The following is a 13,531-nucleotide window of genomic DNA, read 5'->3' as shown; positions in this document are numbered from 1 at the left end:
CCCGGAACCGGATCAGCCGACCGGCGGCGTCCCGTGGGTGTGGAAGGACTCGATCGTCTTGAGCCCCCACGCCTGCCCCTTGGCCCGCTCGGCCTCGGTCCAGGTGACCAGCGGCCAGTCGGGCGCCAGCACCAGCCGGGTGAGCGGGTTGCACAGCTCGATCCGGTTGCCGCCGGGCTCGTAGACGTACAGGAAGAACGTCTGCTGGATGGCGTGCTTGTGCGGGCCGGTCTCGATGAACACACCGGTGTCGATGGCGAGATCGGCCGCGCGCAGGATGTCCTCGCGGGTGTCGGTCGCGAAGGCGATGTGGTGCAGCCGCCCGGTCGACCCGGTCCAGTCGGAGGTGTAGACGACGTCGTACGACTTGTGGGTGAAGGTCAGCCAGCGGGCCGCGATCGTCCCGTTGTCGAGACGGACCTGCTCGGTCGGCCTGGCCCCCAGCACCCGCTCCTGGAACTCGGAGTTGGCGAGCACGTCGGCGGCCAGGAAGTTCACGTGGTCCAGGCGGCGCACGCCGACGCCCCGGTTGGGTTTGGCCTGCGGCTGGTTCTTCAGCGCGGGCCTGAGCTCGTCCGGCGCCTGGTAGTGCTCGCTCTCCCAGTAGAGGGCGTGTTCGTGGCCGTCCGGGTCGGTGGTGACGTAGAGCTTGCCGAGGCCGGGCTCGTCCTCCACCCAGTGGCCGGTGCCGCCGGCCTCCTCGATCGCCTTGACACGGCGGTGGAGGGCCTCCTCGCCGGAGGTGCGCAGCGCGAGCCGGCCGAGGCCCGGCCGGTCGCGGGCGGTGAGGACCAGGCTGTGGTGCTCGTAGTCGTCGTAGGTGCGCAGATAGACCGTGTCGCCGTCCCGGCCGTTGACGGTCAGCCCGAGGTAGTCGGTGAAGAAGGCGACGCTGGCGTCCAGGTCCGGGGTGAAGAGCTGGGCGTGGCCGATATGGGCGATGTCACCGAGGGGCGGAGCCATCGTTGCCTCCTTGAGGTCGTGCGGGGATGGCGGCGGCGCGCGGGAAGACGGTGCCGTCGAAGAGCTTGCGGGCGGTGCGGACCACCGCGGTGCGGCGGGCGGCCGGCGGGGAGGTGCCGTAGCCGGGGTCGACACTGGTGTCGATCTCCAGGAATCCGGTGGGGTGTTCGATGCGGACCCGGTCGCCGTGGTCCGGGAGCCGGGCGATCCCCTCCCCCGCACCTCCGGGCAGCCTGAGCCCCGCGGCCACGCTCGCGGCGCCGAGGACACCGATCGAGGTGTGGCAGCGGACGGGGATGAAGGTGCGGGTGGTGACCGCGCCGCCGTCCCGGGGCGGGGCGAGCAGGCTGAGCTTGGGCACGGTGGCGGTCTCGACGTCCCCGAGGCCCATCAGCTTCCCCGCCGCCAGCCGGATCTCGCGCAGGCGGTCGGCGAGGGCCAGGTCCTCCTCCAGGTCCTTGGGCGACTCGTATCCGGTGACGCCGAGGGCGCGCGCCGCGATCAGCACGGTCGGCATGCCGTTGTCGACGCAGGTGACCACCGTGTCCGCGACGGTGTCGCGGACGTTGCCGGTGGGCAGCAGCGGGTTCGCGCCGGCCGGGAACTCGATCACCACCGGGGCGGCCGTGCCGGGCACCCCGGAGATCTCGGCGTCGCCGGTGTAGTCGACGCGCCCGCCCGGGGTCGGGAAGGTGGCGACGGCCCGCTCCCCGGTGTTGAGCATCCGGATCCGTACCGAGGTCTCGCCGTCACCGGGCGCCACGAGCCCCCGCTCCACGGCGAACGGGCCGACCCCGGCCAGGATGTTCCCGCAGTTCTGACGGTCGGTCACCTCCGGCCGGTCGACGGCGACCTGGAGGAAGAGGTAGTCGACGTCCGCCTCCGGGTCCTCCGACACCGAGACGACCGCCACCTTGCTGGTGAGGGGGTGCGCCCCGCCGAGGCCGTCGATCTGGCGCGGGTCGGGGCTGCCCATCACCCGCAGCAGCAGGCCGTCGCGGGCGGCGGGGTCGGCGGGCAGGTCCTCGGCCAGGAAGTAGGCGCCCTTGGAGGTGCCGCCGCGCATCAGCATGCAGCGCACCTCCGCGGGCCCGGTCACTTGGTCCGCCCCTCGTGCGCCGTGTGCTCCTCGTACGTCCGGTACTCGACGCCGAGCCGCTGGAGGGTCTCCCGCAGTCCGTAGCGGTCCAGGCCCAGCTGGCCGCCGATGAAGGCGGCGCGGGTCGCGGCCTCCTTGGCCTCGCGGGCCTCGGACTTCTCGACCGTCGCGCGGGCGCGTTCGCGGGGTACGACCACCACGCCGTCGTCGTCGGCGAGGATCACGTCACCCGGGTTGATCAGCTGGCCGTCGACGGCGATCGGCACGTTGACCGAGCCGCCGGTGGCCTTGACCGTGCCCTGCGAGGAGACCGCCCGGGACCAGGCGGGGAAGCCCATGTCCCGCAGCTCCTGGGTGTCGCGGACGCCGGTGCCGAGGACGACACCGCGCACCCCGCGCTGCTTGAGCGCGGTCGCGAACAACTCGCCGAACAGCCCGTCCGTACAGGGCGAGGTGGTGGTGACGACCAGGATGTCGCCCTCGCCGCACTGCTCGACGGCCGCGTGGATCATGAGGTTGTCGCCGGGCCAGCTGAGCACCGTGACGGCCGTGCCCGCGACCCGTACACCCTGCTGGACGGGCCGGATCCCCGGACCGAGGAGGCCGGTCCGTCCCATCGCCTCGCTCACGGTGGCCACCCCGAAGCCGGCGAGGGCGTCCACGTCCTTCAGCTCCGCCTTCGGCGGGTCGGTGACGATCACGCCGCTCACGCCAGCTCCTTCGCGATCTGCGGGAACGGCCGCATGAACGCCTCGGCCATGGTGGTGTGCGCCAGGCCCAGGTTGGGACCCGCGTTCCGCTTGAGCTGGACACCCCGGCGGACGGCGAGGTCGGTGTAGTAGGCCCACAGGTGCTGCTGGGCGCCGAGGCACTCCATCGCCTTGCGCTTGGTGTCCCAGACCTCGGTGATGTCGAGCAGGACCTCGGGCCTGAAGCCGCTCATCTCGGGCTGGTGCGGCTCGAAGTAGAAGACCGGCGGGGCGCCGATGATGTCGCCCGCGCCCGGGTAGCCGATGGCCTGGGCGAGGATGCGCGCCTCCAGGGCCATCCGGTTGGCGGCCGGGTGGTCGCCGTTGTACGGGTCGTCGACGGGGTGGGTGAGCACGACGTCGGGCTGGGTCTCGCGGTAGACGGCGACCAATTGGTCGGTCAGCTCGGCGGAGGCGACCAGCGGGTAGTCGCCCGCGTCGAAGAAACGGACCTCGGCGCCGAGCACGGCGGCGGCCTTCTCCGCCTCCTCCCGGCGTATCGCCTTGATCTCCTCCAGGTTCCGGCCCTCGCGCCACGCCTTGGCGGACTCACCGCGCTCGCCGAAGGTCAGACACGCGATGGTGACCTTCTCGCCCCGGGAGGCGGCCAGGGCGATGGCTCCGCCCGCCCGCCACACGAAGTCCCCCGCGTGCGCGGTGACGACCAGGGTGGATCGCGGTGGGGTTTCGGCGGGCGCGTTGGCGTGCGTCATGGAAAGACTCTCCTTGGTGGACAGGTGTGCGCCCACCCAGCCCCGGGCGTTCTCAGTCGCTCAGTGCGTCGATCACGCTCGTGAGGTGGGCGCGGACGGCCGCCTCGGCCGCCTGTGGGTCCCTGGCCCTGATCGCTTCGATCATCGCCAGATGCTGGTTCAGGGATTGCTGGGGGCGCCCCGGGCGCAGTGCCAACTGGAAGCGGTGCCGCACCAGTTGGGCGTTGAGCCGCTCCAGCAGTTCCACGGCGGTCTGCTGGCCGGAGATCTCCCGGATCTTGTCGTGGAGCGCGTGGTTGAGCTCCGAGTAGGTGACCGGTTCGCCGCCGGCGACGGCCTTGGTCATGGCCGCCCCGAGGTCGGCGAGCTCGGTGAGCTGCTCGTCGCTGGCCGCGACGGCCGCCTTCGCCGCGCACAGTCCCTCCAGGACCATGCGGCACTCGGTGATCGCGACCGCTTCCTCCACGGTCACCACCCGCACCCGCGAGCCGCGGTTGCGGATCCGCTCGACCAGTCCCTGGGCCTCCAGATCGATCAGTGCCGCACGGATACTGGCCCGCGTCACACCGAACTCCTCGGCGAGTTCGTTCTCCACCAGCCGCTGGGCCGGTGCCATCTCGCCGTGCAGGATCGCCTGCCGCAGCAGCGTGAACGCATGCTGCTTGGCCTGCTCTCCGGTGCTCGGACGGGCTTCTTTCGGCATTGCGCCCTCCCTGAGTGAGTGCCTGTCGAACGTAAATCTAGCCAAACAAGATTGTCAACAATTTTGTCTGCCGTATTGCCGGGACATTCCGGCGCAGCGGGTGCTCAGCCGACCCGGTACAGCTCGCTGAGCAGTTCGAGAACGGCCTGGTGGGCGGGGTGCGGGTCGTCCCGCCACCAGGCCAGCCGGACGGCGACGGGTTCGGCGTCCCGGACCGGCCGGTAGACGATGCCGGGCCGCGGGTACTGGTGGGCGGTCGACTCGGCGGTCACGCCGACCGCACGGCCCGCCCCGATGGCCGTGAGCCAGTCGTCGACGTCGTGCGTCTCCTCGACGACCGGCCGCGACTCGGCCGGCCACAGCTCCGGCGTGGTGGTGCCGGTACGCCGGTCGACCAGGAGGATCCGGCCGGTGAGATCGGCCAGCCGCAGGGTCCGGCGCCGGGCCAGCGGATCGTCGGCGGCCAGCGCGCACAGCCGCCGCTCCAGCCCGACGAGCGCCGAGTCGAACCGCCGGTCCGCGGGCGGGCGCCGCAGCACCGCGAGATCACACGCCCCTTCGGCCAGCCCGGCGGACGCCGAGTTCACCCGCACGAGATGCAGCTCGGTCCCCGGGTGCGCGGCGCGCCAGCCTCGCTGGAAGGCCACGGTGTGCCGCCCCACCGCCGACCAGGCGTACCCGATGCGCAGCAGCGAGGGCCCCGAGGCGGCCTCCTGCACCAGGCCGGCCACGTCCGCCAGCACCCGCCGGGCCCGCTCCACCACCCGCACCCCGGCCGCCGTCGGCGTCACCGCACGCGAGGTCCGCCGCAACAGCCTTACGCCCAGGGCCCGTTCGAGAGCCGCCAGAGTACGGGACACCGCCGCCTGGGACACCCCCAGGGCGATCGCGGCGTCGGTGAAGGTGCCCTCGTCCACGATGGCGACGAGACAGCGCAGCTGCCGCAGCTCGACCTCATCCATGCACCAAGCGTATAGATCCCGGGGCGCATGCATTGTGCGCAAGGATCCCCCGGGGCGGACTCTCCTCCCATGCGACGAGTCCTCGAACGCCCGGCCCCCTCCGCCACGGTCCCGCTCGCCGCGCCGTCGCGGCTCTCCGGCGTGGCGACCATGTTCGGCAGCGGCCTGTCCAACCAGACCGGCGCGGCGGTCGGTTCCCTCGCCTTCCCGGTCCTCGGCCCGCTCGGGGTGGTGGCGGTACGGCAGTACGTGGCCGCCCTCGTCCTCGTGGCCGTCGGCCGGCCCCGCCCGCGGGACTTCACCTGGCAGCAGTGGTGGCCGGTGCTGCTGCTCGCGATGGTCTTCGGAACCATGAACCTGACCCTGTACACCGCGATCGACCGGGTCGGCCTGGGCCTGGCGGTCACCCTGGAGTTCCTGGGCCCACTCGCCGTCGCCCTGACCGCGGCCCGCCGCCGGCTGGACGCGGGCTGCGCGGTGCTGGCGGCGGCCGGGGTGGTGGTGCTGATGCGCCCCCAGCCGTCGACCGACTACGCGGGCATGGCCCTGGGCCTGGTCGCCGCGGGCTGCTGGGCGTCGTACATCCTGCTCAACCGGGTGGTCGGGCGCCGGATACCGGGGGCGCAGGGCCCGGCGGCGGCGGCCTGCGTGTCAGCGCTGACGTTCCTCCCGGTCGGGATCGTGGTGGCGGTACGGCATCCGCCGACGGCCGGGGCCGTCCTGTGCGCGGTCGCCGCGGGTGTCCTGTCGTCGGCGGTGCCGTACCTGGCCGACCTGCTGACCCTGCGCAGGATCCCGGCCCAGACCTTCGGCCTGTTCATGAGCGTCAACCCGGTCCTGGCGTCCGTGGTGGGGTGGGTGGTGCTGGGCCAGGGCCTGGGAGCGCCGGAGTGGGCGGGGATCGCCGCGGTTGTGGCCGCGAACACGCTCAGCATTGCAGCGAGGGCCGGCTGAGGGCGCCCCGCAAGGGGCGCGGGGAACCGCGCGACCAGCCCCCACCGGCCCGCAGTTTTCCCCCCAGCCGAACCAGCCCGTCACCCCACGGCCTCCCCCCACCCCGCCCCCACCGCGATCGCCTGCCGCCACCCCCGCATCACCCTCGGCGGCATCCCCACCGCCAGCACCCCGCTCAACCGCTCCCCTCTCCGATACCCGACGACGAACCGCCCCTGCTCCAACTCCCCCTCCACGACCCGCGCTTCCTCGTGCCCCCGCAGATACCCGTACGCCTGGATCTTCATCTCGTACTGGTCGGACCAGAAGTACGGCACCGGCGCGAACGACTTGCGGGCCCCGGGATCGAGGAGGTTGCGGGCCGCGGCCATCCCCTGCTCGGCCGCGTTCGTCCGGTGCTCGATCCGCATCGAGACCCCGAACAGCGGGTTGTACCAACGGGCGACGTCACCCGCCGCGTACACCCCTCGCGCGGCCTCGCAGTACTCGTCGCAGACGACCCCGTCGCCCACGGTCAGCCCGCTGTCGGCCAGCCACTCGGTGTTGGGCAGCGAGCCGATCGCCACCAGCACCTCGTCGGCCTCGATCTCCGCCCCGTCGGCGAGCCGCACCCCGTCCTCGGTCACCTCGGTCACCGTGACCCCGGTCCGCAGGTCCACGCCCCGCTCCAGATGGGCCCGTGCCAGCACCCGGCCCACCTCCTCGCCGACCGCGTGCGCGAGCGGCACCGGCGCCGGTTCCAGCAGCGTCACCTGTGCGCCCAGCCGCCAGGCGACCGCGGCGGCCTCGGCACCGAGGAAGCCGGCGCCGACCACCACCAGCCGCTGCCCGGGACCGAGCCGTTCCCGCAGGGTGAGCGCGTCGTCGAGGGTGCGCAGCACATGCGCTCCCTCGCCGGGCAGCCGGCGCGGCCGTACCCCCGTGGCCACGATCAGCCCGTCGTAGGGCACCGCCGAGCCGTCGGCCAGCCGCACCGTACGGTTCGCCACGTCCAGCCCGCCCGCCGCCACCCCCAGTCTCAACTCCAGTCCCAGGGAGTCGAGTTCGATCGGCGCCCGCAGAGTCACCCGGTCCGGTGCCCACTCGGCGGACAGCACCTGTTTGGACAGCGGCGGCCGGTCGTACGGGGTGTGCGGTTCGTCGCCGACGAGGGTCAGCGTGCCGTCGTAGCCCTCGCGGCGGAGCGTCTCGGCGGCCGCGAGTCCGGCCGCGGAGGCGCCGACCACCACGATCCGGTTCACCGTTGCACCAGCCGGATCGCGGCGGCCGGACAGATCGCCACGGCCTCACGCACGGCGTCCAGGGTGTCCCCGGCCGGTTGCTCGTCCAGGACGAAGGCGATGCCGTCCTCGTCCCGCTGGTCGAACACCTCGGGGGCGGCGAGCACGCACTGCCCGGATGCGACGCACTTCGGTTCGTCCAGTTCGACATGCATGGTGTTCTCCTTGCTGCGGGTGGGGGGCCGGGTCACCAGGTGACCGGGAGTTCGTGGACGCCGTAGACGGATCCGTCGTGCTTGAAGGGCAGTTCGCCGATGCCGGCGGCCGCCCTGAGACCGGGGACACGGCGGTAGAGGGTGCCGTAGACGACCTGGAGTTCCATCCGGGCCAGCGGCTGGCCCAGGCACTGGTGGACGCCGAAGCCGAAGGCGACATGACGGCGGGCGTCGCGGGTGAGGTCGAGGCGGTCCGGGTCGGGGAAGGCCTCGGGGTCGCGGTTGGCGAGGTCGTTCGGCATGATGACGCCTTCACCGGCCCGGATCACCTGACCGGCGACCTCGATGTCCGCCAGGACCGCCCGGCGCCGGCCGCCGTGCACGATGCTCAGGTAGCGGAGCAGTTCCTCCACCGCGGACGCGATCAGCTTCGGGTCGTCGGTGTCCCGCAACAGGGCCAGCTGTTCCGGGTGTTCGAGCAGGGCGAGGGTGCCGAGGGCGATCATGTTGGCGGTGGTCTCGTGCCCGGCGAGCAGCAGCAGGACGCCCATCTGCGCGGCATCGGTCCGGGTCAGCTCGCCCGACCGCACCCGGGCCACCAGCCCGGAGAGCAGGTCGTCGCCGGGGTGCGCCGTCTTCTCGCCCATCAGCTGGTCGAGATAGCCGACGAGCTTCCCGTGGGCGGCCGCCCGGTCCGCCATGTCCGCGTCCCGCCTGATGAGGACCTTGCTGTTCTCCTGGAAGAAGTCGTGGTCGTCGTAGGGCACTCCGAGCAGCGCGCAGATGACGAGGGAGGGCACGGGAAGCGCGAACGCCTCGACGAGGTCGACGGGATGCGGACCGGCGAGCATCTCGTCGATCAGGTCGTCGACGATCTTCTGGACGGCCGGGCGCAGCGCCTCGACTCGCTTGATCGCGAACGGCGCGGTGACCATGCGGCGCAGCCGGGCGTGCTCGGGGTCGTCCATCAGGATGAAGCTGATGTTGTTCGTGCCGTTGCTGGGGGCCTGGAGCGGATATCCGGGCCGGGTGAGGTCGGCGCTGACCCGGGGGTCGAGCAGCACGGCGCGCTGGTCCGCGTACCGGGTGAGCAGCCAGTAGTCCTTGCCGTCCCAGAGCCGGACCTTGGTGAGCGGTCCCTCCTCCCGGGCGGCGCCCAGGCCCGGCGGCGGGTCGAAGGGGCAGCCCGCGGCCCGGGGCATCGGGAACTCGGGGACCGGTGCGGAGGGGCCGGGTCCGGCAACGGTCAGGGTGTCGGCCATCACTGTCTCCTCGGTGTGGGGGATGAGCACATGCAAACAGGGCGCGCTGACCGCTTCCAGTCAGTTCCCTGACATCGACCTGACGTGACCCAGGTCACGCGACAACATCGCGACCATGGACGGCGCAGCCGACCGGTACCACCAACTCCCGGATGGATGAATGACCTTGACGCGACCGGCAACACCGCACACCGGCCCGCCCGGTCGACCGCCGCCCCGCACCGCCCGCCTCGCCGGACGGACCTCCCGCCCCTCGGCGCATTTGCTCATGGGCTCCCTCGCGAAGCAGTCGGCGGAGCCCTCAGCCGGGCCCCGACGACTCCCCCAGCCAGTAGCCGAAACCCCGCCGGGTGTGGATCAGCGCGGGGCCGCCGCCATCGACCTTGCGCCTGAGCCGGGAGACCAGTTGCTCGATGGCGTTGCCGCCCCGGAACTCGCCCCAGACGTAGCGGCTGATCTGCTCCTTGGACAGCACCTTCCGGGAGTTGACCAGGAGGTGGCGCAGCAGCCGGTACTCGGCGGGGGTGAGGTCGAGGGTGCGGCCGCCCCGGCGGGCCCGGCAGCTGCCGTCGTCCAGGACCAGGTCGGCGTGGTCCAGCATGCCGCCCCGCCGGCCGCCGGCCACGTCCCGGAGCAGCACCTTGACCCGGGCGAGGAGCTCGGCGATCCGGAAGGGCTTGGTGACGCAGTCCCGTTCGCCGGCGCGGAGTTCGGGCACCAGCCGGGCCAGGGACTCGCAGGCGGCGAGCAGCAGGACGGGGGGCCGGTAGGCCGGTTCGAAGCGGCCGCCTCGGGCCAGGTCGTCGAGACCGGACAGTTCGGCGTCGAGGACGACCAGGTCGAACCGGTGCTCCGCGAGCCGCCGCGCCAGCTCGGCGCCGCTGTCGGCCACACCGGTCCGGTAGCCCGCCAGCTCCAGTACCGAGGTGAGGAGTTCGGCGGTGTCCGGATCGCCGGCGGCGACCAGGAGCCGTTGCCCGCCGCCACGGGCGAGCGCTTGGGGTAAGGGGTAGCTGCCATACACGGGGTGACCCATCCGTTCGAGGCGCGGGGCAATTCGCTTGCTTGACTCAAGTAAGCCACATATGCTTGCCTAACTCAAGTAACCGGGGTCGTCCTGAGCGGAGGCCACCCCGGGGGCCTGCCCGGCGGCAGGCCCGGCGCCGGGCCCGTGGGGACGGGAACCGGCGCGGCCCTCGGGCCGGTCGCCGGCCCACTCCCCCCGGCCCGGCGACCGGTTCGAGGACACCCCCTCGGCCGCACGGCCCGCCGAGCCTCCACGGCACCACCAGAAAGCGAGAGTCACCCATGGCCACGATGAAGTCCGTACAGACCGGCGGCGTCGGCCGGATCGAGGTCGTGGACGTCGAGCGTCCCGTACCCGGCCCCAAGGACGTCCTGCTCAAGATCCGCGCGGGCGGCATCTGCGGCACCGACGTCACCTTCCTGCACATGGGCGGCATGCCCGCCCGCGCCCACCTGGGCGGCGACCTGGTCCCGATCGCCCTGGGCCACGAGCCGGCCGGCGAGGTCGTCGAGGCCGGCGCCGACGTCACGGGACTCGAAGTGGGTGACCGCGTGGTGGTGAACCCGCAGGACGCGCCCACCGGGATCATCGGCTGCGGCGGCCGCCACGGCGCCCTCAGCGAGTACCTGCTGATCGAGAACGCCGAGGTCGGCCGGAGCGTCGCGGTGATCCCGGACACCGTGCCGTTCGAGGTCGCCTCCCTCAACGAGCCGATGGCGGTGTCCCGGCACGCGGTCAACCGCTCGGAGGCCGGACCGGACGACAAGGTGGTCGTGTTCGGCGCCGGTCCGATCGGGCTGGGCGCGGCGATCTGGCTGAAGCTGCGGGGCGTGCGGCACGTGGTCGTCGTCGACGTCATCCCGGCCCGGCTGGAGAAGGCGCTGGCCGTGGGCGCGGACGCGGTGATCAACTCCGCGGAGGAGGACGTCACCGCGCGGCTGACGCAGTTGCACGGGCAGAGCGCCAACGCGCTGGGTCAGCCCCGCCCCGGCACCGACGTCTTCATCGACGCGGCCGGCGCCCCGGCGGTCTTCAACACCGTGGTGGCCAATGCCCAGTGGCACGCCAGGCTGGTCATGGTCGCCGTGCAGAAGAAGGGCGAGATCGACCTCGGCGGCATGCTGCGCAGCGAGCTGACCCTCGTCGCCTCGCAGGGCTACCCCTCGGAGATCTTCGAGGTCACCCCCGAACTGGTCGAGCACCACGAGCGGTTCGCGAAGCTGATCAGCCACCGCGTCCCGTTCGCCGATGTGCACCGCGCCTTCGAGCTGGCGCTGACCCCGGGGGCCGCGGAGAAGGTCGTCGTCACGTTCGACGCGTAGCGGAGACGGGCGCCAGCCACAGGCCGAGGAGCGCGTCGGTGAGCCCGGTGGCCGCGTCGCTCCAGGTGGCGCGCGGAGTGGCGATGCCCTCGGCGAGGGCGCGCTCCCGCTCGGCACAGGTGTGCAGGATCAGCGTCCGCGCCATCAGGCCGCGCTCGGTGCGGACCTCGGCGGGCAGTTCCGGCAGCAGCCGGTTCAGCGCCTCGACGGCCCGGCGCAGCGACGGCGAGGTGAGGGACTCCTCGACCATGATGTCGTAGAGGGCGGGGTCGGTCATGACCTGGGCGCAGAAGCGGGCGTACCAGGTCGGGCTGCCCAGGCCGGCGATGTGCTCGGTGATCGGGCGGACCAGGCAGTCCACCCAGTCGCGCACGTCGTCGGAGTCGCCGACCTCGGCCAGCAGGCGGACCCGGATCTCCTCGATCCGGTCGAAGTGCCGGGCGGCGACGGCGCGGACCAGGTCGGCCTTGGTGCCGAAGTGGTAGCCGACCGCCGCGTTGTTGCCCTGGCCGGCCGCCTCGCTCACCTGGCGGTTGGAGACGGCGTACACGCCCTGTTCGGCGAAGAGCCGCTCCGCCGCGCCCAGGATGGCCTCCCGCGTCGCGCTGACCTGGTCCGCCCGCGCCGTCCTGCCCGCCATGCCCACCACCGCTCCGGGACCGAGCACCACCCGGACCGGCCGGTCCCGCGAGCCGTACCGGGGCCTCGCCCGAAGCGGCGAGGTCCAGCCGAAAAAGCCTACGCGGCAGGGCCGCGCAGTGCGGTGACACCCTGCGATTAGAGTAAGTCAAGCGGTTGACTTAAATTAATGGGCCAGTCGCCCTGCCCTGCCTACGGAGGCCCCTCCCATGCCCGAAGCCCCTGTCCAGCCCGCCGGGTCCGTGCGACCCGCGCGAACGAGCCCGAACGCGGTGGTGGCGGTGCTGGCCCTGGCCGGCATCACCGTCTCGCTGATGCAGACCCTGGTGATCCCGATCGTCCCGGAGCTGCCGAAGTACCTGAACGCCTCCGCGTCCAACGCGGCCTGGGCGGTGACGGCGACCCTGCTGGCCGCCGCCGTGGCCACCCCGGTGGCGGGCCGCCTCGGTGACATGTTCGGCAAGCGGCTGATGCTGCTGGTCAGCCTGGTGCTGCTGGTCTCCGGCTCGGTGGTGGCCGCGCTGAGCGACTCGCTGGTCCCGATGATCATCGGCCGCAGCCTCCAGGGCCTCGCGGCCGCCGTGGTCCCGCTGGGCATCAGCATCATGCGCGACGAGCTGCCGCCGGAGCGCCTCGCGGGCTCGACGGCCCTGATGAGCGCCTCGCTGGGCGTCGGCGGCGCGCTCGGTCTGCCGTCCGCGGCCTTCATCGCGGACCACTACGACTGGCATGTGCTGTTCTGGACCTCGGCCGCCCTCGGTGTCGTGGCGTTCGCGCTGGTCCTGCTGCTGGTGCCGGAGTCCACGGTGCGTTCGGGCGGCCACTTCGACGCGGTCGGCGCGGCGGGCCTCGCGGTCGGCCTGGTCTCGCTGCTGCTCGCCGTCTCCAAGGGCGCCGACTGGGGCTGGGCCAGCGGCACCACGCTGGGCCTGTTCGCGCTGGCGGTCGTCGTGCTGCTCGCCTGGGGCTTCTTCGAACTGCGCACCGTCCAGCCGCTGGTCGACCTGCGCACCACGGTCCGCCGTCAGGTGCTGTTCACCAACCTCGCCTCGATCGCGTTCGGCTTCTCGATGTTCGCGATGTCCCTGGTGCTCCCGCAGCTGCTCCAGCTGCCGACCCAGACGGGCTACGGCCTCGGCAGGTCGATGCTCACGGTCGGTCTGGTGATGGCGCCGCAGGGTCTGGTGATGATGGGCTTCGCCCCGGTCTCGGCCGCCATCACCAAGGCCAGGGGCCCGAAGATCACCCTCATGATCGGCGCGGTGATCGTCGCCGTGGGCTACGGCCTCAACATCGTCCTGATGTCCGAGGTCTGGCACCTGGTCCTGGTCTCCTGCGTCATCGGCGCCGGTGTCGGCTTCGCGTACGGCGCGATGCCCGCGCTGATCATGGGCGCGGTCCCGGCGTCGGAGACGGCCGCCGCGAACAGCCTCAACACGCTGATGCGGTCCATCGGCACATCGGTGGCCAGCGCGGTCGCGGGCGTGGTGCTGGCCCAGCTGACCATCAGCCTCGGGGGCACCACCCTGCCCTCCGAGAACGGCTTCAAGGTGGTCATGGCGCTCGGCGCGGGCGCGGCCGTCCTGGCCTTCGTCCTCGCCTCCTTCCTGCCCGGCCGGCGCCCCGCGGACCCGGAGCCCGCCGCGGCGGCCCCCGCCGAGGCCTCGGCCGAGGCCGTGCACTGAGCGGCGGACGCGGCCGGT

General features: G+C 72.6%; 14 protein-coding genes. 3 read left to right on the top strand and 11 right to left on the bottom strand.

Annotation, left to right across the window (positions count from 1 at the left end):
* Positions 1 to 12: 12 nt before the first annotated feature.
* From IEZ11_RS25430 to IEZ11_RS25405, 6 genes are all read right to left on the bottom strand, one after another.
* On the bottom strand, positions 13 to 963 hold the full coding sequence (locus tag IEZ11_RS25430; protein ID WP_189265189.1) for a catechol 2,3-dioxygenase: 951 nt from the start codon (positions 961 to 963) through the stop codon (positions 13 to 15).
* Positions 944 to 2,062: a 4-oxalomesaconate tautomerase gene (locus tag IEZ11_RS25425; protein WP_229713350.1), complete on the bottom strand. Its 1,119-nt coding sequence runs from the start codon at positions 2,060 to 2,062 to the stop codon at positions 944 to 946. Before IEZ11_RS25425 ends, IEZ11_RS25430 begins: the two co-directional genes overlap by 20 nt.
* The gene (locus IEZ11_RS25420) at positions 2,059 to 2,772 is read right to left on the bottom strand and encodes a 4-carboxy-4-hydroxy-2-oxoadipate aldolase/oxaloacetate decarboxylase (RefSeq protein WP_189265188.1); all 714 of its coding nucleotides are present in this window, start codon (positions 2,770 to 2,772) and stop codon (positions 2,059 to 2,061) included. Before IEZ11_RS25420 ends, IEZ11_RS25425 begins: the two co-directional genes overlap by 4 nt.
* Positions 2,769 to 3,524 carry a PIG-L deacetylase family protein gene (locus IEZ11_RS25415; RefSeq protein WP_189265187.1) on the bottom strand — a complete coding sequence of 252 codons (756 nt, stop codon included), beginning with the start codon at positions 3,522 to 3,524 and terminating at the stop codon, positions 2,769 to 2,771. Before IEZ11_RS25415 ends, IEZ11_RS25420 begins: the two co-directional genes overlap by 4 nt.
* Before the next feature lie 52 nt (positions 3,525 to 3,576).
* Positions 3,577 to 4,227, bottom strand: coding sequence for a GntR family transcriptional regulator (locus IEZ11_RS25410; protein WP_189265186.1), 651 nt, complete (start codon positions 4,225 to 4,227; stop codon positions 3,577 to 3,579).
* A gap of 104 nt (positions 4,228 to 4,331) precedes the next feature.
* The gene (locus tag IEZ11_RS25405; protein WP_189265185.1) at positions 4,332 to 5,189 is read right to left on the bottom strand and encodes a LysR family transcriptional regulator; all 858 of its coding nucleotides are present in this window, start codon (positions 5,187 to 5,189) and stop codon (positions 4,332 to 4,334) included.
* Positions 5,190 to 5,330: 141 nt separating this feature from the next.
* Between IEZ11_RS25405 and IEZ11_RS25400 the strand changes: the two genes are divergently transcribed.
* Positions 5,331 to 6,143 (top strand): EamA family transporter, encoded by an 813-nt coding sequence (locus IEZ11_RS25400; RefSeq protein ID WP_373294978.1) that lies wholly within the window; start codon positions 5,331 to 5,333, stop codon positions 6,141 to 6,143.
* An 80-nt stretch (positions 6,144 to 6,223) separates the two neighbouring features.
* On the opposite strand, the gene IEZ11_RS25395 is transcribed toward IEZ11_RS25400, so the two are convergent.
* The 4 genes from IEZ11_RS25395 to IEZ11_RS25380 form a co-directional block, all read right to left on the bottom strand.
* Complete coding sequence (locus tag IEZ11_RS25395; protein WP_189265183.1) at positions 6,224 to 7,384, bottom strand: NAD(P)/FAD-dependent oxidoreductase; 1,161 nt, start codon at positions 7,382 to 7,384, stop codon at positions 6,224 to 6,226.
* Positions 7,381 to 7,578 carry a ferredoxin gene (locus tag IEZ11_RS25390; RefSeq protein ID WP_189265182.1) on the bottom strand — a complete coding sequence of 66 codons (198 nt, stop codon included), beginning with the start codon at positions 7,576 to 7,578 and terminating at the stop codon, positions 7,381 to 7,383. Before IEZ11_RS25390 ends, IEZ11_RS25395 begins: the two co-directional genes overlap by 4 nt.
* 32 nt (positions 7,579 to 7,610) lie before the next feature.
* Positions 7,611 to 8,840: a cytochrome P450 gene (locus IEZ11_RS25385; protein WP_189265181.1), complete on the bottom strand. Its 1,230-nt coding sequence runs from the start codon at positions 8,838 to 8,840 to the stop codon at positions 7,611 to 7,613.
* Positions 8,841 to 9,141: 301 nt separating this feature from the next.
* Complete coding sequence (locus IEZ11_RS25380) at positions 9,142 to 9,864, bottom strand: response regulator transcription factor (RefSeq protein ID WP_229713349.1); 723 nt, start codon at positions 9,862 to 9,864, stop codon at positions 9,142 to 9,144.
* Between the two features lie 284 nt (positions 9,865 to 10,148).
* Here IEZ11_RS25380 and IEZ11_RS25375 point away from each other — a divergent pair, with 284 nt between their 5' ends.
* Complete coding sequence (locus IEZ11_RS25375) at positions 10,149 to 11,189, top strand: zinc-dependent alcohol dehydrogenase (RefSeq protein ID WP_229713348.1); 1,041 nt, start codon at positions 10,149 to 10,151, stop codon at positions 11,187 to 11,189.
* Here the strand turns inward: IEZ11_RS25375 and IEZ11_RS25370 are convergent.
* Positions 11,173 to 11,829 (bottom strand): TetR/AcrR family transcriptional regulator, encoded by a 657-nt coding sequence (locus IEZ11_RS25370; protein WP_189265179.1) that lies wholly within the window; start codon positions 11,827 to 11,829, stop codon positions 11,173 to 11,175. The genes IEZ11_RS25375 and IEZ11_RS25370 overlap by 17 nt on opposite strands.
* Positions 11,830 to 12,037: 208 nt before the next feature.
* On the opposite strand from IEZ11_RS25370, the gene IEZ11_RS25365 reads away from it, so the two are divergent.
* Positions 12,038 to 13,513 carry an MFS transporter gene (locus IEZ11_RS25365; protein ID WP_189265178.1) on the top strand — a complete coding sequence of 492 codons (1,476 nt, stop codon included), beginning with the start codon at positions 12,038 to 12,040 and terminating at the stop codon, positions 13,511 to 13,513.
* The last annotated feature ends 18 nt before the right edge of the window (positions 13,514 to 13,531 follow it).

Origin of the sequence: Streptomyces fuscichromogenes, from assembly GCF_014645815.1 — a bacterium.
Classification (GTDB): domain Bacteria; phylum Actinomycetota; class Actinomycetes; order Streptomycetales; family Streptomycetaceae; genus Streptomyces; species Streptomyces fuscichromogenes.
This window is presented reverse-complemented; position numbering and strand designations above follow the sequence as displayed.

Bases quoted from the DNA above. Each gene is read 5' to 3' on its own strand.
- IEZ11_RS25390 (WP_189265182.1), bottom strand. From the start codon at position 7,578: ATGCATGTCGAACTGGACGAACCGAAGTGCGTCGCATCCGGGCAGTGC.
- IEZ11_RS25365 (WP_189265178.1), top strand. From the start codon at position 12,038: ATGCCCGAAGCCCCTGTCCAGCCCGCCGGGTCCGTGCGACCCGCGCGA.
- IEZ11_RS25370 (WP_189265179.1), bottom strand. From the start codon at position 11,829: ATGGCGGGCAGGACGGCGCGGGCGGACCAGGTCAGCGCGACGCGGGAG.
- IEZ11_RS25430 (WP_189265189.1), bottom strand. From the start codon at position 963: ATGGCTCCGCCCCTCGGTGACATCGCCCATATCGGCCACGCCCAGCTC.
- IEZ11_RS25375 (WP_229713348.1), top strand. From the start codon at position 10,149: ATGGCCACGATGAAGTCCGTACAGACCGGCGGCGTCGGCCGGATCGAG.
- IEZ11_RS25415 (WP_189265187.1), bottom strand. From the start codon at position 3,524: ATGACGCACGCCAACGCGCCCGCCGAAACCCCACCGCGATCCACCCTG.
- IEZ11_RS25385 (WP_189265181.1), bottom strand. From the start codon at position 8,840: ATGGCCGACACCCTGACCGTTGCCGGACCCGGCCCCTCCGCACCGGTC.
- IEZ11_RS25405 (WP_189265185.1), bottom strand. From the start codon at position 5,189: ATGGATGAGGTCGAGCTGCGGCAGCTGCGCTGTCTCGTCGCCATCGTG.
- IEZ11_RS25410 (WP_189265186.1), bottom strand. From the start codon at position 4,227: ATGCCGAAAGAAGCCCGTCCGAGCACCGGAGAGCAGGCCAAGCAGCAT.